This is a genomic window from Mesorhizobium sp. M0016 (genome assembly GCF_040324035.1).
Taxonomy (GTDB): Bacteria; Pseudomonadota; Alphaproteobacteria; order Rhizobiales; family Rhizobiaceae; genus Mesorhizobium.
Window position 1 is genome coordinate 1 of sequence record NZ_JAMYVM010000036.1, and the last position, 22,497, is coordinate 22,497.

24 protein-coding genes are annotated in these 22,497 nt (G+C 59.5%); 15 read left to right on the forward strand and 9 right to left on the reverse strand.

Features of this window, described 5'->3' with window-relative positions; all coding sequences use genetic code 11:
• Nucleotides 1-312: 312 nt before the first annotated feature.
• On the forward strand, nucleotides 313-1,071 hold the full coding sequence (locus tag NKJ88_RS30795; RefSeq protein ID WP_352446696.1) for an SDR family NAD(P)-dependent oxidoreductase: 759 nt from the start codon (nucleotides 313-315) through the stop codon (nucleotides 1,069-1,071).
• Nucleotides 1,072-1,493: 422 nt separating this feature from the next.
• Here the strand turns inward: NKJ88_RS30795 and NKJ88_RS30800 are convergent, their stop codons facing one another.
• The gene (locus tag NKJ88_RS30800) at nucleotides 1,494-2,321 is read right to left on the reverse strand and encodes a thermonuclease family protein (protein WP_352446697.1); all 828 of its coding nucleotides are present in this window, start codon (nucleotides 2,319-2,321) and stop codon (nucleotides 1,494-1,496) included.
• An 888-nt stretch (nucleotides 2,322-3,209) separates the two neighbouring features.
• On the opposite strand from NKJ88_RS30800, the gene NKJ88_RS30805 reads away from it, so the two are divergent.
• Together NKJ88_RS30805 and NKJ88_RS30810 are read left to right on the forward strand one after the other, a co-directional pair.
• The gene (locus NKJ88_RS30805; RefSeq protein WP_352446698.1) at nucleotides 3,210-3,428 is read left to right on the forward strand and encodes a hypothetical protein; all 219 of its coding nucleotides are present in this window, start codon (nucleotides 3,210-3,212) and stop codon (nucleotides 3,426-3,428) included.
• A gap of 125 nt (nucleotides 3,429-3,553) precedes the next feature.
• Nucleotides 3,554-3,826 carry a hypothetical protein gene (locus tag NKJ88_RS30810; RefSeq protein WP_352446699.1) on the forward strand — a complete coding sequence of 91 codons (273 nt, stop codon included), beginning with the start codon at nucleotides 3,554-3,556 and terminating at the stop codon, nucleotides 3,824-3,826.
• Nucleotides 3,827-3,962: 136 nt separating this feature from the next.
• Here NKJ88_RS30810 and NKJ88_RS30815 read toward each other — a convergent pair whose 3' ends face one another.
• Both NKJ88_RS30815 and NKJ88_RS30820 read right to left on the reverse strand, forming a co-directional pair.
• Nucleotides 3,963-4,190: a KTSC domain-containing protein gene (locus tag NKJ88_RS30815; RefSeq protein WP_286456740.1), complete on the reverse strand. Its 228-nt coding sequence runs from the start codon at nucleotides 4,188-4,190 to the stop codon at nucleotides 3,963-3,965.
• A gap of 694 nt (nucleotides 4,191-4,884) precedes the next feature.
• Nucleotides 4,885-5,076: a hypothetical protein gene (locus NKJ88_RS30820; RefSeq protein WP_352446700.1), complete on the reverse strand. Its 192-nt coding sequence runs from the start codon at nucleotides 5,074-5,076 to the stop codon at nucleotides 4,885-4,887.
• 374 nt (nucleotides 5,077-5,450) lie between these two features.
• Between NKJ88_RS30820 and NKJ88_RS30825 the strand changes: the two genes are divergently transcribed.
• The 4 genes from NKJ88_RS30825 (at nucleotide 5,451) to NKJ88_RS30840 (ending at nucleotide 7,419) form a co-directional block, all read left to right on the forward strand.
• Nucleotides 5,451-5,609 carry a hypothetical protein gene (locus tag NKJ88_RS30825; protein ID WP_352446701.1) on the forward strand — a complete coding sequence of 53 codons (159 nt, stop codon included), beginning with the start codon at nucleotides 5,451-5,453 and terminating at the stop codon, nucleotides 5,607-5,609.
• Nucleotides 5,610-5,746: 137 nt separating this feature from the next.
• Nucleotides 5,747-6,481 carry a Crp/Fnr family transcriptional regulator gene (locus NKJ88_RS30830; RefSeq protein WP_352446702.1) on the forward strand — a complete coding sequence of 245 codons (735 nt, stop codon included), beginning with the start codon at nucleotides 5,747-5,749 and terminating at the stop codon, nucleotides 6,479-6,481.
• Between the two features lie 31 nt (nucleotides 6,482-6,512).
• Nucleotides 6,513-6,785 carry a DUF6894 family protein gene (locus tag NKJ88_RS30835; RefSeq protein ID WP_352446703.1) on the forward strand — a complete coding sequence of 91 codons (273 nt, stop codon included), beginning with the start codon at nucleotides 6,513-6,515 and terminating at the stop codon, nucleotides 6,783-6,785.
• A 442-nt stretch (nucleotides 6,786-7,227) separates the two neighbouring features.
• A complete protein-coding gene (locus NKJ88_RS30840; RefSeq protein WP_352446704.1) occupies nucleotides 7,228-7,419 on the forward strand; it encodes a hypothetical protein in 192 nt (63 codons plus the stop codon).
• A gap of 941 nt (nucleotides 7,420-8,360) precedes the next feature.
• Here NKJ88_RS30840 and NKJ88_RS30845 read toward each other — a convergent pair.
• Nucleotides 8,361-8,549, reverse strand: a complete 189-nt coding sequence (locus NKJ88_RS30845) for a DUF3606 domain-containing protein (RefSeq protein ID WP_352446705.1) — start codon at nucleotides 8,547-8,549, stop codon at nucleotides 8,361-8,363.
• A 230-nt stretch (nucleotides 8,550-8,779) separates the two neighbouring features.
• Between NKJ88_RS30845 and NKJ88_RS30850 the strand changes: the two genes are divergently transcribed.
• Nucleotides 8,780-9,004, forward strand: a complete 225-nt coding sequence (locus NKJ88_RS30850) for an ATP-dependent DNA ligase (RefSeq protein ID WP_352446706.1) — start codon at nucleotides 8,780-8,782, stop codon at nucleotides 9,002-9,004.
• 1,378 nt (nucleotides 9,005-10,382) lie between these two features.
• On the opposite strand, the gene NKJ88_RS30855 is transcribed toward NKJ88_RS30850, so the two are convergent.
• On the reverse strand, nucleotides 10,383-10,760 hold the full coding sequence (locus NKJ88_RS30855; RefSeq protein WP_352446707.1) for an SOS response-associated peptidase family protein: 378 nt from the start codon (nucleotides 10,758-10,760) through the stop codon (nucleotides 10,383-10,385).
• A gap of 302 nt (nucleotides 10,761-11,062) precedes the next feature.
• Nucleotides 11,063-11,941, reverse strand: coding sequence for a GNAT family N-acetyltransferase (locus tag NKJ88_RS30860; protein WP_352446708.1), 879 nt, complete (start codon nucleotides 11,939-11,941; stop codon nucleotides 11,063-11,065).
• A gap of 231 nt (nucleotides 11,942-12,172) precedes the next feature.
• Here NKJ88_RS30860 and argE point away from each other — a divergent pair, with 231 nt between their 5' ends.
• From argE to NKJ88_RS30885, 5 genes are all read left to right on the forward strand, one after another.
• A complete protein-coding gene (gene argE / locus NKJ88_RS30865; RefSeq protein ID WP_352446709.1) occupies nucleotides 12,173-13,297 on the forward strand; it encodes an acetylornithine deacetylase in 1,125 nt (374 codons plus the stop codon).
• Nucleotides 13,298-13,314: 17 nt separating this feature from the next.
• The gene (locus NKJ88_RS30870; protein ID WP_352446710.1) at nucleotides 13,315-14,238 is read left to right on the forward strand and encodes a 2-hydroxyacid dehydrogenase; all 924 of its coding nucleotides are present in this window, start codon (nucleotides 13,315-13,317) and stop codon (nucleotides 14,236-14,238) included.
• Nucleotides 14,239-14,253: 15 nt separating this feature from the next.
• Entirely contained in the window at nucleotides 14,254-14,610 is a 357-nt protein-coding gene (locus tag NKJ88_RS30875) for a cupin domain-containing protein (RefSeq protein WP_140499561.1), read from the forward strand.
• Between the two features lie 219 nt (nucleotides 14,611-14,829).
• On the forward strand, nucleotides 14,830-15,873 hold the full coding sequence (locus NKJ88_RS30880) for a tartrate dehydrogenase (RefSeq protein ID WP_352446711.1): 1,044 nt from the start codon (nucleotides 14,830-14,832) through the stop codon (nucleotides 15,871-15,873).
• A gap of 19 nt (nucleotides 15,874-15,892) precedes the next feature.
• A complete protein-coding gene (locus tag NKJ88_RS30885) occupies nucleotides 15,893-17,368 on the forward strand; it encodes an NAD-dependent succinate-semialdehyde dehydrogenase (protein WP_352446712.1) in 1,476 nt (491 codons plus the stop codon).
• Between the two features lie 141 nt (nucleotides 17,369-17,509).
• Here the strand turns inward: NKJ88_RS30885 and NKJ88_RS30890 are convergent, their stop codons facing one another.
• The gene (locus NKJ88_RS30890; RefSeq protein ID WP_352446713.1) at nucleotides 17,510-18,199 is read right to left on the reverse strand and encodes a haloacid dehalogenase type II; all 690 of its coding nucleotides are present in this window, start codon (nucleotides 18,197-18,199) and stop codon (nucleotides 17,510-17,512) included.
• Between the two features lie 321 nt (nucleotides 18,200-18,520).
• Here NKJ88_RS30890 and NKJ88_RS30895 point away from each other — a divergent pair, with 321 nt between their 5' ends.
• Together NKJ88_RS30895 and NKJ88_RS30900 are read left to right on the forward strand one after the other, a co-directional pair.
• A complete protein-coding gene (locus NKJ88_RS30895) occupies nucleotides 18,521-19,360 on the forward strand; it encodes a GNAT family N-acetyltransferase (protein WP_352446714.1) in 840 nt (279 codons plus the stop codon).
• Nucleotides 19,361-19,374: 14 nt separating this feature from the next.
• On the forward strand, nucleotides 19,375-20,751 hold the full coding sequence (locus NKJ88_RS30900) for an aspartate aminotransferase family protein (RefSeq protein WP_352446715.1): 1,377 nt from the start codon (nucleotides 19,375-19,377) through the stop codon (nucleotides 20,749-20,751).
• Nucleotides 20,752-20,932: 181 nt separating this feature from the next.
• Here the strand turns inward: NKJ88_RS30900 and NKJ88_RS30905 are convergent, their stop codons facing one another.
• Together NKJ88_RS30905 and NKJ88_RS30910 are read right to left on the reverse strand one after the other, a co-directional pair.
• Nucleotides 20,933-21,409: an Lrp/AsnC family transcriptional regulator gene (locus NKJ88_RS30905; protein WP_140876882.1), complete on the reverse strand. Its 477-nt coding sequence runs from the start codon at nucleotides 21,407-21,409 to the stop codon at nucleotides 20,933-20,935.
• A gap of 10 nt (nucleotides 21,410-21,419) precedes the next feature.
• Complete coding sequence (locus NKJ88_RS30910) at nucleotides 21,420-22,493, reverse strand: tartrate dehydrogenase (RefSeq protein WP_352446716.1); 1,074 nt, start codon at nucleotides 22,491-22,493, stop codon at nucleotides 21,420-21,422.
• Nucleotides 22,494-22,497 lie beyond the last annotated feature (4 nt).

Sequence of the window (22,497 nt, forward strand, 5' to 3'; positions counted from 1 at the left end):
AAGCGATCATGATCGACTGGATGAATGGAACGCTGCAGGGCGGTTCAGACCCACGCAAGGACGGCTGCGCAATCGGCATTTAGAAACGCTACACAGGCGCTGGACGAGGAACAGAGTCGGGGTCTCATTCTGGTCGGATCAAGTCTGACGAGAAAGCTTCCGGCAGCAGAGCCGACAGCCCTGAGCGGCCGGCTTCGGCATTTCGAGAACGCAAAGCGGCCCGGGATGTTGCAGAGCAAACCTTCGCAGCACCGTCGCCCAATCTGCGTGCTAGGACTGCGACGGCGGAAACCAGCGGAGTCTGATTTGACCATGCCATCTTCTACCACCAAGCGTGCGCTGATTACCGGGGCGGGTGCTGCCGACGGCATCGGCTTTGCCATTGCGCGGCAGCTCGGCCTAGCCGGTCATGCCGTTTTCCTGAACGGTGCCAGCGCGCGTGTACTCGATCGCGCCGCCGAGCTTTGCGCCGAGGGCATCAATGCCAAAGCCGCTGTCGCCGATCTCACCATCGCAGCTGAAGTCGCCAGGCTGCGGGCTGATGTCGGCGCTGTCGACATCCTGGTCAACAATGCCGGCATGGGTTCGCTGGCATCGCCCTCGTCCGATAAGGCGTTTCTTGCCATGACCGAGGCAGACTGGGACCAAGGGATCGACGTCAGCCTGAAGACCGTATTCCTGGTCACCCGCGCGTTTTTGCCGGCGATGGTAGAGGCAGGCTATGGGCGCATTGTCAATGTGGCGTCGGTTACCGGGCCGCTGGTGTCTTTCGAAGGCACAGCAGCCTATTCCGCCGCCAAGGCAGGCATGGTCGGCCTGACGCGCACGCTGGCGCTCGAAGTGGCAAAAAGCGGCATCACGGCCAATGCCGTGGCGCCCGGCTGGATCGAAACGGGTTCGTCTAGCGCAATGGAGCGGCAAGCTGCCCTACACACGCCACCGGCGCGGGCCGGGCGACCGGACGAGGTTGCCGCAGCGGTGGTGTTCCTGGCATCGGAAGGCGCGAGTTACGTCAACGGCGCCCTGTTGGTGGTCGACGGCGGCAACAGTCTTCAGGAGCGCAAGGGCTGACTCTGTAAGAACCGGCCGTTCAGGAATTGAGCTTAATCGCCATGCTTTCGGCATAGCAATTGCAATAGACCTTTTGCTGGTCGCTTGGGAGTGCAACCACGTATGGATTCATCTTACAGGCGCTCGCAATCTCTTCTGCATTCTTGTCTACGTCACGCTTTAATTCCCCGCCTATGAGAACGATCAGTATCGCGAATATTGAGACGTATGCAGTGACGACTGCTTGCACAGTCCGCACCTTGCGCAACACTAAATACCCGAAGAAATTGAAGATGCCCGCATTTCCAACAGCGTACGCAAGTTTTGTTTAAGCGGCGACGACGACGCTAACGGCGAAAACGACGAAGAAAACTGGCCAATGGTTTATTGGTTTGGTCTGAGTTGCCGTATTCACCACATTCGCCATGCATGTTTCCTCCCCCTCAGCAGAGCGTCTCGCACGCCTGCCCGTCGCCATCGCGATCAAGCTTCCGGCCCCACGAGCAATTTTGCAGATACCATTGGGCTTCATCGCAAGAGCTGATCTGCGAACAGGTCCGCCGTGGCTGGCAAGAGTAGCTTTGCGCTACCTGTGGGCGGCTGATGATGTCCAGCGGACGGCTCGACGCTGCCGGACCCTGAGCGTGCGCACCGCGCCACTCCCAAGGCGCCTGAAACATTCCGGCCCACAAACCGACTTTTGCCGCCTCTGCGGTCGCCTGCTGCGCTGCATAGGCGCCGTGGCTGTAGCGGGGCCAATCAACCGCCTGACCGCGCTCAACCATCCAGGCGGCAACGCTGGCGCCGTCGGCGCGCCGGCAGTCACCGACAAAGCGTTGATAGCGGTCCCACGCTACGAATGTGCAGTCGATCGGCCTCGATGCGGCCAAGAAAGCATCCAGCGCTCGGGCTGATCCCTGGCCGCAAGGATAGTCGGCGCCGCTCGCGTTTTTACATAGCTGTCGGCTTTCGGGCGCGTCTATGCCGTTGAATCGGATGCGCTGGCCGTGGATCTCGATCGTATCGCCGTCGATGACCGAGGCGACACCGGTGGTCAGCCCTGGGCTATGGCTGATCTGGCTCGAAAGATGTATCTCGGGTGCACGGTTGCTGTGCTGCAGGACGAACTGCGTCACGAAGGCGGACATTGCAGCGACCGTCATGAAAATCAGGCGCTTCGGAATGCCAGCCAATTGGCGTGCACCCCGCAGCTTAGTGGCGCTCCGCTTGCCCCATTGGCCCGACCGATTGTCGTATCGGTATTTGTCCAAACCCCTCTCCCCGAGGAGAGGATGCTACTGTTATCGTTTGGAGTCCAGCCGGCCGGCTCCGCAGGTTCGGGGATGCGCTAACTAGCCCGCAACCTGGCTTTCGGTCCTGGCAAGCTTTCGGACGGGTTTGCGGTCAATCTGGTGGTTCGCCGATCTCTTAGCCACAGCGACCTCTTTTTTGCCGCCAACTCTTCGCGGTCGTCATCATCGGCGGTCGTTCCGCCATGTGCGGCGATCGCATAGTCGGCTCTGTTCGTTCGATAGTCTTCTGTTTTCACGGACATCGTTTTTCCTCTCTTTGGCCTTATCCCTCCTTGGGCGTGACGGGCGAGATCAACCGCCTTTGCTTCACGCGAGTCTACCAATTAGAGATTGTGCTAAATTGATACACTCTGTGCTGAGCAAAGCCGGCAATGCGCAGCAGAATTCCGGCGCAGCTTAGCGAGCTGCGCTTGGTGATGTGGTTGTTCCACTCGAGGCAACACCTAACGAACACGAATTACCCTGGCCCCGATGTTGAGATGGCAACGGTCGGGTTTCACCCTTCGGGCCGCTTATGGCCATCGCGATCGAGCTTTCCGCCCCACGAGCAATTTTGGAGATACCAATTGGGCTTCGTCGCAGCGCCTGGAAAGTGGTCGGGCAACCAACCCCTCCGCCGCTCGTTGACCAATGCTGGCTCATGCCAGCAACTCCAGACCGATTGCCCGCTGGCTCACGCTGGCGGGCTTTTTTGCATTGTGGGTAGGAACGTCTTTCTACTGAGATTGTTGTGACTCGCCCGGTCCGTGCTCCCTCAGCGCGCGCTGGTGACCTAGGTGTGCCCCATCATGGTCAGGCCCGCGCCGCCTTGACCGAAAGCGCGGGCCATCTCCCAAGGCTTCCTCGATGAAACAGCGTGCTGAAAAATTTCTGGATGAATGGATCGAGAAGTACGACTTGATTGAAGTTTGTTCCAGCCGCGACCAGACAAAGGTTGAGCGGTTGGCAAGACGCCTCATCGCCGACGCTGAGGCGGAGGGTATTAGTGAAACCGATCTGACCGAAGCGTTCAACCACGATACGCGCTTCTCGGCTTTGGCAGATTTGCTTGTTCCGAAGGCTTAAAGCGGACGATCGGTCGCAAGTTCTGCAATTTCTGGTTTTGTTGGAAACTTTTTCTGCCGACCCGCATTGCATTAGCACGGCTCCATTCAAGCAGTTGCATTCGGAGGAATTTTGATGCATTCGAAATGCTTATTCTCGGCGCGACATTTGCCCTTATGACCGGATCGGCCTTTGCCGGCAGTTCCACTGGCACGTCTGCGCTCGACGATCCTGCAAAAATGTCTCCTTTCTTCACGGACAGCGCCATGAAGACCATGAAGTCTGAGGCCGAAGCGAAAACCGCTTGGGCGGCTATGTCTCAGGAGGATAAGGACGCGGTGATGAAGGACTGCGCTGACGCAGACATTGCGAAGGCCCATGAAGATTTCTGCAAAGCTGCGATGATGATGGGGAAATAGGCCCAACACCTAGCTTAGTATAAAACGCGGCCGCTGGCCCCGGCCGGCGGGCTCTTTCGTTTGCCCTCGGAACCTGGGTCAATTCGCACAGTTGCTCCCCTGGGGTGGCGCGGGCCGCCTCGAATCTGAGATTCTGTTAATCGCCCGAAGCGGGTGCTACCCTCCCTGCCGCGAGCCGGAATGCATAACGATTGCGGATGTGGCTGTTAAAATAGACGCCCTTGGCAAAGGCAGCTTTGAACGCGGCAAAGGCCTCAGCAGGTACGTCCAAAAACTCGTAATGCTTCCCGCTCGCTACAAACCAAACCGAGAGAACCCTGGTGCTGGGGTCATAGTCGAACTTGCGTATCGAGGTCGACGGCATGGTATGCCATTCAAAAACTCAGCCAGCCGAGTTGGATCGTCAGCTACAGGCTCAAACTGTATTCGAATATATCGCCGCGCTTTTCGTCGGCAACCCTGATCCAGATGGGCTCGCTGGTGCGCAGGGTGAGGTCGCGCTCCGTCGCTTGCCGCGCCGCCCCGATCGGCGTTGTCGCGCGATGTGGGTAGCCGTCACGGTATCGCCGTCTATTTGCGACGGTCTACCTGCTGCCCGCAGATGGGGCACGCCTGCCTGTCAGGGTCTTGTGGTTTGCCGGGGATGGTGGTCCAAGGTCGGCCATTCTGGTCATGGCTACTTCACGAATCGCAGCGCCGCAGTCCTCAAGGCTGAAACATGCGTTCTTCGCGCATGCTCGTCCACCACACGAAACCAATGCTTCTGCAGCACCCTCGGCGGGGCTCGTTAGCTGGTACTTTTTCCACCGCAGATAGCGAACCATCCGCGTTCGAGCCGTCGCGGACTGAGAGCCTTAGCAATCCCTATGGCTGGGTATGGTCTTCGCGCTCGGCAATCTTCTCCAAGAGCTTCCGTGAAGCCTCTAGGACGCGGCGCGTTTCGGCGATGGTCGATTGCAGGGAGTCCAGTTGGCTCGCGGCTCGGCGCTGGCTACGACGGGCGCTTTCAATGAACTGGTGATCAGGTTCCCACCTGTCTTTCATCGACTTAGCCTCTCTTACAGGCGAACGAACTTGTCGAGATGCAGGCGCATCCGCTGTCCTTCCGCATAGGACAACGCGAACGATTCAATCACGAATGATCGGGTAATTTCCTGGTCTTCCTCGGCCACACGAACGGACCATTCGCCGCAGGCTTCGACCACTTCCACGCAAGGCAATGCATTGCGGATCGGAACCACGTTAGCCATCACAGCCTCCCTACGAAAAGCAATGGTAACGTCGAGTCCTATACGCCCGTCGAAAGCTGGTTTTCAACAACAAAGATGGTCCGGATTCATACCGTTCGGGTCAGCGGATCGCGGCTGGGCCTGTCGAAGCGGCCGGTGACGCAGTGGGTCAAGCCGGGCTAATCGGCCGCGTGAAGCACTTACGCGCGAGGAGGACTTGCGAATGCCTCGCTGCAGGATTTCCGGGAGAATGGCGAATGAATGCCGGGCCGAGGATTTGACTCGCTACTGTTCGTCCGAAAGCGTACAAGGGCCAGGTCGTCAGCTGAACAGTAATGGGCGCTGACGCTTGGGAGCGACCATCGCACTCTTGCCCTGAAGCGAGAGCAAACGCGATGACAGAAGAACGTCGCCCCGGCCTTAAACCCGAGATCGTCAGCGCGCTTGCGCTGGAAGCCGGGGCCACGGAGCAGCAGATCACCGAGATAATTTCGTTGGTCGGCTTCGATCGTTCCTCGATATTGCGGGAAGCTCGCCTGCTTAAGAAGAGGTAAGTGAGCACGTAATTGTCGGTTTTGTACCGAGGCGGACAGACTCTGCTGCTGGCGCTATCCCACCTGCATCGTCTGCAAATTGCCTTGGGCGCCGACGCCAGAGGGACGCGTGCTCTCGCCCGTGAGGAGCGAGCGCTATGGACCTGCATCTTGATACAAACAAAAATGCGCTTCTGCGGCGCTTCGATCCTGCCGATCTGGATCCTCTCAAGCCGCATCTGCGCAACACCTTCCTCGATCTACGCACGCCGCTCGAAAATGCCGGGCAAAAAATCGAACATGTTTATTTCCCTTGCAGCGGCCTAGCCTCGGTGGTGGCTAGGAAGAACAGGGGAGCCGACGCAGAAGTCGGCATCATCGGGTTCGAAGGCATGACCGGCTCGGCTCTTGTGATGGGCGACGACCAGGCCACGCATGATTGCTTTATTCAGATGACCGGCGAGGTGTTGGTGATCGACGCCTCGCAGTTCAAAGCGGCTTTAAAGGCGAGCAACACACTTCGGCCGTTTCTGATGCGCTACGTCCACGCCTTCCATATACAAGCCACCTACACCGCTCTGATCAATGCGCGATGCAAAATCGAGGAACGTTTGGCTCGATGGCTTCTGATGTGTGACGACCGTGTTGTTGGCAATAGTCTTTTCATCACCCATGAATACCTGTCCGTGATGCTCGGTGTGAGACGCCCTGGAGTCACGGTCGCACTGCAGATGATTGAGGGGCGCGGGCTCATACAGTCCCGGCGCGGTGAAGTGGTCATTCGGAACCGAAAAGGTTTGATTAATCTTGCAAACGGTAGCTATGGGGAGCCGGAAGCGGAATACAGGCGGCTCGTTGGCGAAATCGAGATCCAGCCGCAGATTGTCCCTTGACGGGAACCGACGTTGACCCAGGTTTGGGCAAATGGCCCTCTATTATTTCGACCTCGATGAAAATGGCTTAGTCTACCATGACGACCAGGGCACCCATTGTTCGGCCTTCGATCAAGTCAAAGAAGAGGCCGTTCGCACTCTCGTTGAAATGATCAAGGAGAGCCTGCCAGATGGCGATCATCACAGGTTGACGATCAAGGTCCGCGACGACGGAGGCGGCGTCGTCTTGCAGGTCTCGCTGAACTTTGAGGTTGAGGCAGAGCACCGTTACGGCGGCGGCAGTTCTCCCGATTCGCACGTCTGATAGCGTCCACGCAAAACAAGCGCCGCCCGAAACGCCCGCGCTGCGGCATCGCACGCATTATGCGAAGGCCCATTGGAAACGAGAATGATCTCAGCGGCCTTCAACGAGAGTCCATGCTTGTCGGCAAAGTACGCCACTGCATATGGATCGCCCTCTGAACCCGGATCGAGCACTCTTTGCGCCTTAACCATTACCGCCCCTCAAAACCTGTTCAAAATGGCCCGACGTGAACCCGCGCCGCTCCGGCTGTGTGATATCCGCTCAGCCGACATAGCGCCGGTGACAAAACCGACAACCGCGCGGCTAACCTTGGTAAAAAACGTACAATCAAAAGTTATTGTCCCGCCTCTCCATCGGCCTATGGTTGTAAGGGAGCGGTGATTTATGCGCTGCTTGCTTTGAGAGTTCGCCAGCTCTCGATCTCCTCGGGAGGCTTAGCATCATGGGCAAGGACCGTGAATGCGGTCAGATTTCGGCCTTCCATTTCGCCATTGTGCGCCAGGCCTTTCGGCAGTCGGTATGCGAACAAGGGATCGCAGAGGGTCGATGGCCCGATCATGCGAAGCGGCTCTTCCAACAGCTAAGCGATGAAGACCCCGACGATGACATGATCGGCTACATCATCGCGCGTTAGTACCTGAATTGCTCGCGCTATCGCCGCACTGGGCCGATCCCTCGATAGCCATAGACCGCAGGTGGACCTTTGTTGCCTCCCTTCGGGACGTCTACGAAGGTCCCTCTGAGCCATTTGGCTTGGCTATTTCGCAAAGTGGCCACTCGGTTAACCGCCCTTGCGGCGGCTTCGAACGGCGTCAACGCTCAACTTGGTGGGTCGCCTGCAGGCTGCGATGGTGCAACGCCGATGGATATCGCCTCGCGCGGCTACTACGACTGCGGCCACCTTGTCGATGTGGCAGAAGTCCAGGGCGGAACCCGACCCCGCTGTCTAATAGTCAGCGGGCCTTTGGGGACTTTGGATTAGCATGCGGCTACATCCATCGTGGGGGAGAGGAATCGACCGCATGTGGCCGTAACGGCCGGCGGATTAGTTCCCCAAAAATTTTATATATTCCCTGTGGCGGTCTGTCAGAGGGGTGGTAGCCCATCGGTGTAAGCCGACCCAGATTGCCACTAGCGCAGCGATGACGGCATATTCCATGAGGGTTTGACGTGAAAGCATTCCGCAACTGTATGCGCGGAACGTTAGCGCTATGTTACGTCCGTACGCTTTCGGACAATGGCTTTCCCCCTGCTACCGATGGCGACAGGATCGGCGGTCATGGCGCATCAGTGCAACATTCCACTGTTTGAACTGGCCGGCTGCCTTGTTGATTGGAGGGCAACGAGTGGTCGCTGGTGGTCGAGACTATCCGAGACTCGGCCGGGCTCGCATCGCCTAAGCGTCCAGTTCGAGAGGCTCGTGCTCCGGATCGGCATGATAAGTGACCTGGCGAAAATCGCGCATATCAATCTGTTGCCCGCAAACAGGGCAAGGGAGGAAATGCGCGAGTTCGCTCGCGGGCGGGCCTTCATGTCGGTGCCCGACTAGTGGTCTGCCGAGATCAGATAGCCTGGTCATTGTTTCCGCAGCGCCTTGGCTACCCGCTCCAAAGTCTCGCGTTGGTTGGCGTGCTTCGCAATCAGCTCTTTGACCTGCTGGGGTGTGATGCCGGTCTTTGTTGCGAAATACTCAACTTCATAATCCTCGTCGGCTGAGACACGGTCCCGATCGCGAAAATCCCGCTTGCTCTTGTCATCGGCCATATCGTTTCCTCCTTCCCTCATCCCGCAACGTCGAGTTGACGTGTTTGTTGCACCCAAGAGGCTGATTTCCGGTTTCGGAACTATTTTAGCTTAATCTTATTGAATCGCCGGAGGGTGGGTCAGTGCAGGCGTTTGAAATTCATCGAGCCGTTGATGCCGACCCTTGTGGAGAAGCCTCCCGAGGGTGAAGGCTGGACCCACGAGGTCAAGTTCGACGCTACCGATCGCAGATGATCATCGATGAAGACGGCACACGCATTTATACGCGCAACGGCCATGACTGGACTGCGAAATATCGCGACTTGGTGAGAGAGGCTAAGAGCCTTGGTGCCGAAAGCGCCATTGTCGACGGCGAGATCGTCGTTTTGAACGACAAGGGCCTTTCGGACTTCGCCGACCTATATCGTACGCTGGTCGATGCCGATGTGCACTTTGATCCTGGTTTGACCGAATGAGCGTCCGCGGCCTGAAGTTTCTCGACAGGTGGGTTCTTGCCGAGCAACTCCCATTGTGGCGCGGGGCGGCGATCCGATCGCCGCCAGCGACTTGGCAGACCAGTTGATGACAGCTGCCGAAAAGGCCGGCATCCCGGCCGACGAAATCAAGGGCGAGGTTGAAAGCGTCTTCGAAGTGATCTTGGAGGTGATGCGGCGTCGCAAAGAGCGGCGCGAACCCAGTCTGAGGGAATGGCCGGTGCGACCCGGGGCTATCGTTGGGGGTACAGGCCGCACCGGTCACTGCGGGAAGGTATTAAGCCCCCCACGCCGCTGAAGCTAAAGTCATACTAGCAATCACGCAATTTACCCGATTGGTCTACCTCAGCCTCGTCCAAGCGTTGACCGGAGCGAATCCAGGCAACGCTGTCACCCAGCGCACCGTGCCTGCCGCCCTCTGGCTACGTAATCCTTTTGATTTAATCTTGGCTCGTTCCGTTCACGAAACGTCGAGTTGTCGTTCCTACCTACATTAGCCGGCACTTACCCGCACCCGTACGCGTCCATCGAATGTGACATTAGCGCAACCTAATTGCGCTAATGAGCAGGCGAACAAACGCTCGCTTGACGATCGAAGCGGACTGCGACAGCGTCTAGCCGTCCGGGGGTAGACGGCGGCCGGCTCGTCGAGAGCGAAAAAGGCGGGGGCCTTTCTCGACGAGCTGTCTCGGACTTAGTGCCGCTAAGGATCCGCACCGCCTATGAGCCGGAGAATGCTGGAATCAGGGCGGCCCAGCGGCAATGGGGACTTTTGCAGCGGGTGCCGCTGGGCCTGACCAGTCTGGCTTGAAGAGGCGCGGTGCTGGCTGACCTAAGAATGAGCGGAAGCACATTCGAACGCAATCTGGATCATCGCATACGTTCGCTTCTTAAGCTTCAGCCAATTTGCTTAGAGGCAACCTGCGATCGATCTAATTCTCGGGCCGCCTGAAAAAAATGAAAATGGCCGGCGCCCAAGGTGGGAGTTGCCAATGCGGCGCCGGCCAAGGCGGGATAGAGGTCCGCCGCAACTTCAGCGATATCTGATTCTTGACGTTACGTCATGCCGTCCCGCGATGGGGCATATAAGCTGGCACTGAAATTGCATGGCTAGTGTTGGGGTTGGGGCACGGGGGAGGCTCGCCGTCTCGCGGATGGGACGGCGAGCCTTTTGCTTGCATAAGTATCGCTCGCCGTCTCCGCGATGCTTCATGCAGAACCAATGCGATCGCTGGCGCGCCTGGCAAAGCCAAACCCAGCATCCATGCCGCAGCCCGGGTGCTCGCACGTTGATTGTCAGCCCGTTGCCGATCGCGCGGAACCGCTATGATCCCGTCGACAAGCCGGCTCGGTTCGTCGCTCATAACGGGTTGATCGGCCCGACCAGGCCGGAATGGTCGTTGGGCAATTTGTTGACGGCGCTCGTATTCACCTCACGTCCAACGCGATTGAACTGCAGCTGACCATCGGTGTCGTGGCTGAGAATGTCCTTGAGGCTGTCCTTGGGCGTCGCCGGATCCAGCCAGGCGTCATAATTTGCCTGGTCGAGAATGAGAAGCTGTCGATCGTGCAAATGCTTCATCGGGTCTGCGGCAGGCTCTGTGATGATGGTGCAACCGGTTATCACACTACCTCTGACATCGCGACGACGATCGATCAGCCCGCCAATCGGTTTACGGGCCCTCTCGCTGTCGATCTGGGCCGTCCATGGAGGTCTACAAAGCCCCCGAGCGATCACCTGCGCCAGCAGGAGAGACGTTCACGCCCGATGCTCGATGCTTTCCACCGCGACAGAAACAACCGAAGCGCAGCATCTGTGCTTCGCCCGCACTTCCGAGCAGACACTTAGTTTACGACCTCTGGTCTGATGGGTGAGGTCATGATGTATCCCGTCGGCTATGCATGATGGACAGGTCTAACGAAGAATTCCCAGACCCAAAGCGAACGGCAAACCAGATATGAGAACGCCAAGGCGACAAGGTCGGGAACGGCACCCCCCGCAGTCTCCCAGCCGCGCTTTCCAGCGTGTTGTTTCTGTCGTCAGCTCAATGCGTGGCCGGCTAATCCATAAACCCACGGTCCGTTCTCTTCCCGGTTCAGGAAACGGCGCCCTTTGGACATGGTCGTAACGGTCTCGGCAATGCCAAGGCCGCACTGCTCGAGAAACGCGGCAAACATGCCATCCTTCTCCCGGGCATCGACTCGGACGAACAGTCCTGCAAGATTTCTCAGATGAACGGCTGTGAGGTGGACCGCGTCGAGATCGCTGCGCGCGACCATCGGGCCGATCACATATCCACGCCCGAATTCGCGACACATGGAATAGCCGACGATGTCGCCGCCACGGCTCAAAGTTTGGATTGAGGCATTGGCTGAAAGAAGTGCGAGCAGCTTCTCGCGGTTCGTCCCAAACGCGCGCGTATCCAGCTGGATGATCTCATTCAGCCGGTCGCTCGACAGCGCCTGCAATTCGCCGTCCAGGGCCGGCATGGCCGGGAGTGCTGGTGGAACCTCTCCCTGGCGCATGAATACGATTCCCTCGGTCGTGAAACCGAGTGAGACATAGAGGGAATAGGCGGCATGGGTGGCGTTGAGCGCCAAATTGCGATCGCCACATTGCTCGAGCACCTGGTCCATGAGCCATCGGCCGCCGCCTTGCGCTTGTGTGCGGGGCGTTGTGATCACCACGCCGATGGTGGCAAAATCGTCCCCTTGCGGAAACCACATCGCGCTGCCGAAAACCCGGCCGATGCCGTCTACGGCAACTATGCCGCGGCCCGCACGGCGCAGAGTGTCCCAGTCCTTCGGCCGATGCGGCCAGCGGACTGAGATCGACAGCGCGTGGAGCAGATCGACTTCGACTTCGTCGATGTCCCGCGCTACCAGTTCGAAAGACTTCAGGCGCACTGATCTCTGCATTTCAGTCGACCTGCTCCTTTATCCAAATCCTATGCTCGCGAGCACGTCCTGACGCTGCTGACGGTGCCGCAGCCGTGTTTTGCCCTATGATTGCACCCGAAAGCCAGCAGGTTTCGCTCGTTCCGCGCCGATATTCGGAATCTTCGGCCAAAGCATAGCTTCATTCGGCACGGAATGCTCTCGCCTGCTGCCACACTTGCATCCAGCGAACTGCGAGTGGAGCGGTGCCCGGTGAATGTTGAAGAAATTCTTGCGAGGCTCATTGCGTTCCCCTCGGTCGTGGGCTCGCCCAATGGCGCGATCGTCGACTGGGTGCGTGAATATTGCGAGGCGGCCGGAGCGGAAGTGACTGTCCTTCGCGGTCCCGAAGGCGACCGGTCTAATCTGTTTGTCACAATCGGACCGCGGCGCGCCCGCGGCTACATCTTGTCGGGCCACATGGATGTGGTGCCGGCCGGGGAACGGGAATGGAACTCGGATCCCTTTATGCTGCGTCAACACGGCGCCAGGCTTCATGGTCGGGGCACCTCCGACATGAAGGGCTTTCTCGCCTGCGTGCTGGCCGCCCTGCCGCGGCTTGCGGCAATGAACTTGCAGCGGCCCATTCATCTCGCATTCTCCTACGACGAGGAGGCAGGTGCACGTGGTGTGCCGCATCTCATCGCCGCTCTGCCAAACCTGTGCGAGAAGCCGCTTGGCGCGATTATCGGTGAGCCGAGCCGGATGGAAGCCGTGCGGGGGCACAAAGGCAAGGCTGCTGTGCGGCTCGAAGTGATCGGAAGGTCCGGTCATTCTTCACGGCCTGAGCTCGGACTAAATGCCGTGCATGCAATGGCTGGTCTCGTCACGCAGATCGTGGCCTATGGCCAGACCCTTGTGCACGGACCGCTCGATACGGATTTCGCGCCTCCATACTCGTCATTGCAGGTTGGTGTCATCGCCGGCGGCCAGGCCGTCAACATCATCCCCGATCGCTGCACCGCCGATATCGAGGTCCGTGCCGTGCCGGGTGTTTCGCCATCATCTTTGCTGGAGCCCGTAAAGGGCGAGCTATTGGCTCTACGCGACAGCGGCTTTGAGGTGGCGTGGCATGAGTTGAGCGCCTATCCCGGCCTTTCGCTGCCGCGGAAGAGTGAACTGACAACCCTTCTGGCCGAGTTGACGGGGCAAGAGCCGCTGCCTGCGGTAAGTTACGGCACGGAGGCTGGTCTCTATCAGCAGGCCGGCATCGACGCGATCATATGCGGTCCCGGCGATATCAGCCGGGCTCATCGTGCCAACGAGTATATCGAGATCGGCGAACTTGCTGCCTGCCACAGCATGATCGAGCGTCTCGGCATGCGCCTTGCCGCGTAGCGGGAGAGGGCACGTTAATGGCTTTTCTTTTCAATTCCGACCTGGTGCGCGCAGCGGTCTTCCGCAAGGTTTTCGCACGCGAACTCCCGGACGTCGAACTGTTCCACAGCAGCGACTGTGTCGACCCGGAGAAGGTGCGCTACCTCCTGACCTGGACGGCGCCGGATGATATCGCGCGCTACGGCAATCTCGAAGTGCTGTTTTCGCTGGGCGCGGGCGTCGATCAGTTCAAACGTGAAAGCCTGCCTCAGCAGGTGAAGCTGGTGCGCATGGTCGAGGACGGCATCATTCGCATGATGCAGGAATATGTCGTTTTCGGCGTGCTGAGCCTCCACCGGGATATGGTGGCGTATCGTGAACAGCAGAGCCGCCAAGTGTGGCTCGGTCTTGCCGCTCCGCAAGCCGCCGAGCGCCGCGTGGGCTTTCTGGGCCTTGGCATGCTGGCGCAGGCGGCTATCAAGCGATTGCTGCCGTTTCGCTTTCCCCTCGCTGCCTGGAGCCGAAGCAGGAAGGAGATCGACGGCGTCACCTGCTTTCATGGCGCGGATCAGCTTGCCGGTTTTCTCGCGCGGACGGATATTCTCGTCTGTCTGCTGCCGCTGACCGAAGAAACCCGCGGCATCCTTGATGCAGAACTCTTTTCCCTCCTGCCGGCCGGGGCGAGGCTGCTGCATGTCGGCCGCGGACCGCACTTAGACCAAACCGCCCTGCTCCAGGCTCTCGACAACGGTCACCTCGCGGCCGCGATGCTGGATGTCACCGATCCCGAGCCGCTGCCGGACGGCCATCCGCTCTGGCGGCACCCGAAGGTGGCGATCACGCCGCACATCGCTTCCATAACGCAAGCAGATTCCGCGGCGCAATCCGTCGTGGACAATATTCGGCGCCATCGCGCCGGAGAAGAACTGATCGGCCTCGTCGATCGGACACTCGGCTACTAACCAGGGAAACATGACATGTCGCTTTTGATCACGATCGACACAGATCCAGCCTTCGCGCCCAAGCAGGCATTACCGGCTCCGGAGCGGCTCATCTCCGGCAATCCATCCTTCAAGACTTGGGCGCAGGACGCTTCGAAAGGCGAGAAGGTCCTGACCGGCGTCTGGGAGGCGACGCCCGGCGAGACGCATTCTATCAAGGGCACGACCTGCGAATTCTGCCACATCGTTTCGGGTCTCGTCGAGATCGAGGAGAAGGGCGGTGAGACCAAGACTTACCGCACCGGAGACAGTTTCGTGATGAAGCCCGGCTTTGTCGGCGTCTGGCGCACCATCGAAACCGTGCGCAAGATCTACGTCAGCGTTTACGACTGAGCTCAACGCTCAAGGTCCGCCCGAAAAGCGCGCGCGGCGGTTCCAGAACAATCGACTTTCCAAGTCCCGCCCGACGCGATTCAACGCCGTCGGGCGGCTCATCCTCGGCGGAAAATGCGGCGCGCTGTCGACTACTGTTCCGATGAAACCCGGTACGAGACGCTGAATGTCGCTGCCGTGTTGAGCAAGCTGCGACCATCGGCCTCCAGGAGGATCTCTATGAAGGCTTACACGATAGCGCACATCCCGGGCGACGGCATTGGCAAGGACGTGACCGAGGCGGGATGGGAGGTGCTGCAGGCGGCGGCAAAGCGGGGCGGTTTCGCCCTTGAGGATACAAGGTTCCCATGGTCGTGCGCCTACTATCTGGAAACCGGTGCGATGATGCCGCCTGACGGCGTCGAGTCGCTGCGGAAGTTCGATGCTATCTACCTCGGCGCTGTGGGGTGGCCAGCGAAGGTGGCCGACTCCGTATCGCTCCACGGACTGCTCCTGCCGATCCGCAAAGGGTTCACGCAGTATGCCAACATACGGCCGCACAGGCTGTTGCCAGGCGTTCAGGGCCCCCTTCGTCGTAAGGGTTTCGATATCCTGTGCATCCGCGAGAATACGGAAGGCGAATATTGCGGCGCCGGTGGGCGCATTCATACCGGCACGGCCAATGAGGTCGCGATCGAGACGGCAATCTTCACGCGTGCGGGTGTCGAACGGATCCTTCGCTTCGCATTCGAACAGGCGCGGACGCGCCGCAAGCAGCTCGCATCCGTCACCAAATCCAACGCGCAGAAACATTCCATGGTTTTCTGGGATGAGGTAACGCGCGAGGTGGCGAAAGACTATGCAGATGTGGAGGTCTCGCACTACCACGTCGACGCCATTGCCGCCCGCATGGTCCTGGCGCCTGAAAGCCTCGACGTGATCGTTGCCTCGAACCTTTTTGGCGACATCCTAACGGATATTGGAGCGGCCATTCAGGGCGGACTAGGTTACGCCGCCTCCGCCAATATCAATCCCGACCGCAGCGCGCCTTCGATGTTCGAGCCGGTCCATGGTTCGGCACCCGATATCGCGCATCTCGGCGTCGCCAATCCGATCGCCGCGATCTGGTCCGGTGCCATGATGCTCGGCCACCTGGGCGAGGGGCAGGCCGCGGCCGAAGTGATGTCGGCAATCGAGTCCGCAACCGCACGCGGGATAGGCACGATTGCGGGCAAGGATAGCACTGAAGCAATCACGCAGGCCGTGCTGACAGGATTAAGCTGAAAGAGCAGAGGAAAAGACCATGAACGCAATAACGAAGATTGGTTTCCTGAAGGATGCGGACCTGTTTCGCCAGCGGGGGCTTATTGGCGATGTCTGGCAGCAGGCACACAGCAACGCGACTGTCGATGTGATCGATCCCGCCAGTCTGGAGGTGCTTGGAACCGTGCCCGACATGGGCCGGGATGAGACAAGGGCTGCAATAGATGCAGCGCAGGCGGCGTTCAAGGACTGGAAGGCCAGGACCCATGCCGAACGCGGAGCGCTTCTGGAACGCTGGCACAGCCTGATAGTGGAAAATGAAGAGGACCTGGCATTGCTGCTGACGCTGGAACAGGGCAAGCCTCTAGCCGAGGCTCGCGGTGAAATCCGCTATGGCGCCTCCTTCGTGAAATGGTTCGCCGAAGAAGCACGCCGGATAGGCGGCTCGACCATTCCGTCGCCCACGCCCGATCGCCGCATTCTGGTGCTGAAGGAGGCCGTCGGCGTCTGCGCCATCATCACGCCATGGAATTTCCCCAACGCGATGATCACGCGCAAGGTGGCGCCGGCGCTGGCCGCGGGTTGTACGGTTGTCATCAAGCCGTCGGAATTCACGCCGTTCTCGGCGCTGGCGCTCGGCGTCATGGCGGAACGGGCAGGTATTCCTGCCGGCGTGATCAACATTGTGACCGGCATGCCCGCCGAAATCGGCAACGAACTGATGGCCAACGAGACGGTGCGCAAGATCTCGTTCACCGGCTCGACACGCGTCGGAGCGCTGCTCATGCGAGGTGCTGCCGATAGCATCAAGCGGCTCAGCCTCGAACTCGGCGGCAACGCGCCCTTTATCGTCTTTGACGACGCCGATCTGGGCAATGCGGTCGAGGGGGTGATCGCATCCAAGTTCCGAAATGGCGGTCAAACCTGCGTTTGCGCGAACCGGATTCTCGTGCAGGCGGGCGTGTACGACGCTTTCGTAGAAAAGCTGAGCCAGCGCGTATCGCGAATGAAGGTTGGCGCGGGAACCGACGACGGCACTGAGATCGGCCCGATGATCAATGCGGCCGCGATCGACAAGATCGAGCGTCACATCGCGGATGCACAGGCGAAAGGCGCGCGGATCATCGCCCAAAGCGAGACGGTGCCGGACGGCAAGCAATATGCACGGCCCGTCGTGCTTGGAGAGGCTACCACCGAAATGCTCCTGGCATCCGAAGAGACGTTCGGCCCGGTGGCCCCGCTGTTTCGCTTCGAGACCGAAGAAGAGGCCATCGCGATCGCGAACGGTACGCCCTTTGGCCTTGCCGCCTACTTCTACACCGAAAATCTCAAACGGTCATGGCGTGTTGCCGAGGCGCTGGAGTTCGGCATGGTCGGGCTCAACACAGGCATGATCTCGACCGAGGTTGCGCCTTTCGGCGGTGTCAAGCAGTCAGGGGTGGGTCGCGAAGGATCACAGCTCGGCATCGAGGAATATCTCGAGGTCAAGACGCTTCATGTGGGCGGGCTTAACTAGTTCTATTGCAAGCTGGTGGAAACATAGCATTGGAAAACAAGAAAGGGGCGGTGAAACCGCCCCTTTCTCCGCATTGCGCCACGTGGTTGTTAACCTGGGGGAAGCGCCTCTACCTGGCACGACTAGACTGGCACCAGACGTTCAGGCTAATTCGCGAACCGGCTCCAGTCCGACGGCGCCGGCCAGACCGCCGACGTCCTTGATTTCGGTGTACTCGTAGTAAGGGTTCGCGGGTTCGTGACCACGATTCACCCACACTTTGCTCTTGATGCCAAGATCATAGGCGGTCATGAGATCGTAGCGGAATGAGGACGACACATGCGTAATGTCCTCCGGGCCGCAGCCGAGCTTGTCGAACATGTATTCGAAGCCCTTCATGTGCGGCTTGTAGGCGCCGGTCTCCTCGGCCGTGATGACCATGTGGAAGGGTGCGCCGAGCTTCTCAACGTTCGACATGATCAGGCTCTTCATGGAATTCGACAGGATCACCAGTGGGATTTCCTTGGCGACCTTGGCCAGTCCGGCAGGGACATCCGGGTGCGGACCCCATGTCGGTATTTCCGAACAAATGCGCTGGGCATCCTCAGGCCGGAACGTCACATTGTTGCGCTTGCAGGCGCGCTCCACGGAATTGTGCACGACCTCGCTATAGGGCTTCCAGGCGCCAAGGACCTCATCGAGGCGATAGGCCGAGAAATCCTTGATGAACTGCGCCATTGCGGCTGGGGAGAGCTCCGCACCGTAAATTCGTCTCGCCGCGCCGGCCATGTCGAAGTTGGTCAGCGTACCGTAGCAATCGAAGGTGATGTATTTCGGTCTGAATTGGGTCATGGGCGTCGATCCTTCCAATCTTGTCGGCACCGCGTGCCTTTAACGACAAGGATCATAACGGGCAGGGGAAAGGACTAGTCGCCTCATTCTTTGCCGCTTGAAGCAGATTGTTTTGTATCCAGGCAGGGCTTTGGCAGAGAGTTGCGCACGACGTGGTTCCGAGCTTGCCAGACGCTTCCACGCCCGCCGGCTCGTCGGCATAAGATGCGGCGCCGGCGGAAAAGAAAGTTAAAACACCTAGCCCACCGGTACGCGTCGGGAGGAACTGCTGTCGGCCGCAGCCTAACTTGGCATTGAAGAATTCAGGCCGGGAAACGACCCATGACAGCAGGGCGAGTCACGCTCAAAACGATGACAGCCGAGCATTTGACCGATGCCGTCGAATTGTCCCGTCATGTTGGATGGCCGCACCGTCGTGAAGACTGGGAACTGATGCAATCGCTCAGCCAAGGCGTCGTTGTCCAGGAGGGGGAACGCGTGGTCGGGACGATCTTGATGACGCCCTATGGCGGCGATGCCGCCACCGTCAACATGGTCATCGTCGATGCCGCAATGCGCGGTCGTGGGCTTGGCCGCAAGCTGATGGAGGAGGCGCTTGCCAGGGCAGGCAGGCGCATCTGCTATTTGGTGGCGACACAGGAAGGGCTCCCGCTTTACGAGAAGCTGGGATTTGCCGCGACCGGCACGATCGTGCAGCACCAGGGCCGGGCGCCGTCTGTAGACACACCGGCACATGTGTCATGGGGCGACGACCGGGACCACGCGCGCCTTGTTGTTCTGGATCGCGCAGCGTTTGGTCATGACCGGTCGGCGCTCATGTGCTCGTTGCGTGAGCGAGCGAAGTTCGCAGTCGTTCGCGATGCAGGCGATGTTCAGGCGTTTGCGGCAATTCGTCGGTTTGGCCGAGGGCTTGTGATTGGGCCGGTGGTGGCGAGGAAGCTTCACGAAGCGAGATGCCTTGTCGACTTCCTGCTGGCCGACAGTGCGGGCGAGCTTGTCCGTATCGACACTGACGAATCCACAGATCTCGGCGAATGGCTCACCCGTCGCGGGTTGGCCCATGTCGGTGGTGGCATAACGATGCGACGAACCGCGGGCGAGCCAAAGAACGAACCCACACCACACCGGACTTATGCGCTCGTCAGTCAGGCGCTAGGCTGAAACGGAGGAAGAAAATGCTGGCCAACTCATTGATCGAACTCGATCGTGCACATCTGGTTCACCCGTTTTCATCCTATCGGAGTCACGAAGAGGCGGGCGCGCGGGTTCTCAAATCCGCCAAGGGCGCAACGGTGACCGATGCAAGCGGGAAAACCCTGCTGGACGGGTTCGCGGGTCTGTGGTGTGTCAACATCGGATACGGGCAGGAAAGCGTCGTCCAGGCAGCAGCCAAGCAGCTCAGAGAACTTCCTTATGCGACAGGATATTTCGGGCTGGGGTCTGAGCCGGCCATTCGTCTTGCCGCGCGGCTTGCCGAACTGGCGCCTGGCGATCTGAACCATGTCTATTTCACGCTGGGCGGTTCCGACGCGATAGACAGTACGATCCGTTTCATTCGCTATTACTACCACGCCAGGGGTACGCCGCGAAAAGACCAGTTCATCTCGGTCGGGCATGGCTACCATGGATCCTCGACGGCAGGGTCAGGTTTGACCGCGCTCCCGGCTTTCCATGCCGGTTTCGGTGTGCCTTACGACTGGCAGCACAAAATTCCCTCGCACTACGCCTATCGCAATCCGGTCGGTTCCGACCCCCAGGCGATCATCAATTCATCGGTCGCGGCGCTGCGGGCCAAGATCGCCGAACTGGGTGCTGATCGCGTCGCAGCCTTCTACGCCGAACCCATCCAGGGTTCGGGCGGTGTCCTCGTTCCGCCGGCAGGCTGGCTGAAGGCACTGCACGCCGTGTGCAAAGAACACGACATCTTGTTCGTTGCCGACGAAGTCATCACCGCCTTCGGCCGCACCGGGCCCCTGTTCGCCTGTGAGGAAGACGAGGTGGTGCCGGATTTGATGACCACGGCGAAAGGACTGACGTCGGGCTACGTGCCGATGGGCGCCGTCTTCATGACCGACCATGTCTACAATACGATCGCGGACGGAGCCGGCAAAGCGGCTGTGGGCCACGGCTATACCTACTCAGCCCATCCGGTGAGCGCGGCGGTCGGGCTCGAATGCCTGCGTCTCTATGAAGATGGCTTGCTCGAGAACGGCCGGAAGGCCGGGAGGCGCCTGATGGAAGGCCTCCACTCGCTCGCCGATCACCCGCTGGTTGGCGATATTCGCGGTCGCGGCATGCTGGCTGCGATCGAGCTGGTCGCGGACAAAGAGCGCAAAACACCGCTGCCGGCGGCGGCCGATCCGGGGCGCCGCATCTTCGACCGCGCGTGGGACAACGGCCTTGTCATTCGCGCCTTCAACAGCGGCATCCTCGGCTTTGCGCCGCCGCTCTGCTGCACGGACGACGATATTGATGGAATCCTCGAACGCACGCGAATGACGTTGGATCAAACCCTCGAAGACAAGGACGTCCGGGCAGCGATGAAGGGATGATCCTGCCATCGCCGAGCCATCTCGGTGGCGCTGCTCGCCAGAACAAGAAAAGGGTGAATGGTTTTCCCGGGAAAAGCGCATAGCCCTTTCCCTTGGGAATTGCGTCAAACCGAAGAGGTAGAGCGGTTCGCCGTTTTCGTGAAACGGTGAGATTCTAGGTCCAAGACTGCGGAGCGGCTGTTCATTTGTCGAAAATGACATCGAGAGGCAAATGGGATTTTACGATCGGTGACTTCAGCACGACGAAGCTGAAATATTTGTCGATCCCGATATCCAATTCGAGCATGCGCTCCATGATCGTCTGATACTCGCTTATGCCCGCTGTGACGAATTTCACAAGGTAATCGTAGCCGCCCGAAATCAGATGGCATTCGATGACGGAATCGACTTTCTGAATGGCGGTGAGAAATCTCGCGAAGTCGTTTTGTTGATGGTGCTTGAGCGTAACCTCGGTGAAGATCGTCAGAGTCTGTCCGAGCTTCGACACATCGATCTGGGCGGAATAGCCGGTGATGAAACCTTCCGCCTGAAGCTTTTTCACCCGCATCAGGCAGGGGCTAGGCGAAAGGTTGACCAGGTCGGCAAGCTCGACGTTGGTGACCCGCCCGTTCTTCTGCAGTTGGGATAAGATCTTGATGTCGATCTTGTCGAGCTTCATCGCAAACCTGTCACACGTTCGAACCGCGGATCGTCCGGCAGACGGCGTCAGTCACGTCCTGCGTGGTCGCTGTCCCACCAACGTCCGGCGTCAGCACGCCTTCACTCGTCACTGTTTCCACGGCGCTCATCAACCGGACGGAGGCTGCGCTTTCGCCCAGATGTTCGAGCATCTGGGCAGCGGTCCAGAAGGTGGCGACGGGGTTGGCGATACCCTTGCCGGCGATGTCGAAGGCCGAGCCGTGAATTGGCTCGAACATCGAGGGATAGCGCCGCTCTGGATCAATGTTGGCGGTCGGTGCAACGCCGAGACTGCCCGCCAGCGCGCCTGCAAGGTCAGACAAAATATCGGCATGAAGATTGGTGGCGACGATCGTATCGAGGCTGCGAGGTTTGAGTGTCATGCGCACCGTCATAGCATCAACCAGCATCTTGTCCCACGCGACGTCAGGGAACTCTAGCGCCACCTCGGCTGCGATTTCATCCCACATTACCATGCCGTGACGCTGCGCGTTGGATTTCGTAACAACAGTCAGTAGCTTTCGCGGCCGTGACCGCGCCAGCCGGAATGCATAGCGCATGATGCGGGTGACGCCGACGCGCGTGAAGATCGCGACTTCGGTTCCAACCTCCTCGGGAAGACCGCGATGGGCGCGGCCGCCGTGGCCCGAATACTCGCCTTCGGAATTCTCACGCACGATCACCCAATCCAGGTCGCCAGGGCCAACGCCCGCCAGCGGCGAAACGATGCCGGGCAGTATCCTGGTCGGCCGCACGTTCGCGTACTGATCAAAGCCTTGGCAAATCGGCAGCCGGAGACCCCAAAGAGTGATGTCGTCGGGCAGATCGGGGACGCCTACCGCCCCGAAGAAGATGGCATCGAAGCGCTTCAGTTGCGCCACTCCATCTTCGGGCATCATCCGGCCATTGGCCTTGTAGTAGTCCGAGCCCCAGTCGAAGTACTGGACGCGCAGCTTGAAGTCGCCGCAGCGCTGCTGCAGCGCCTCAAGCGCCTGGAGACCGGCGGCGATCACCTCGGGGCCGATCCCGTCGGCAGGAATGGCGGCAATCTCGTATTCGCGCATCGTC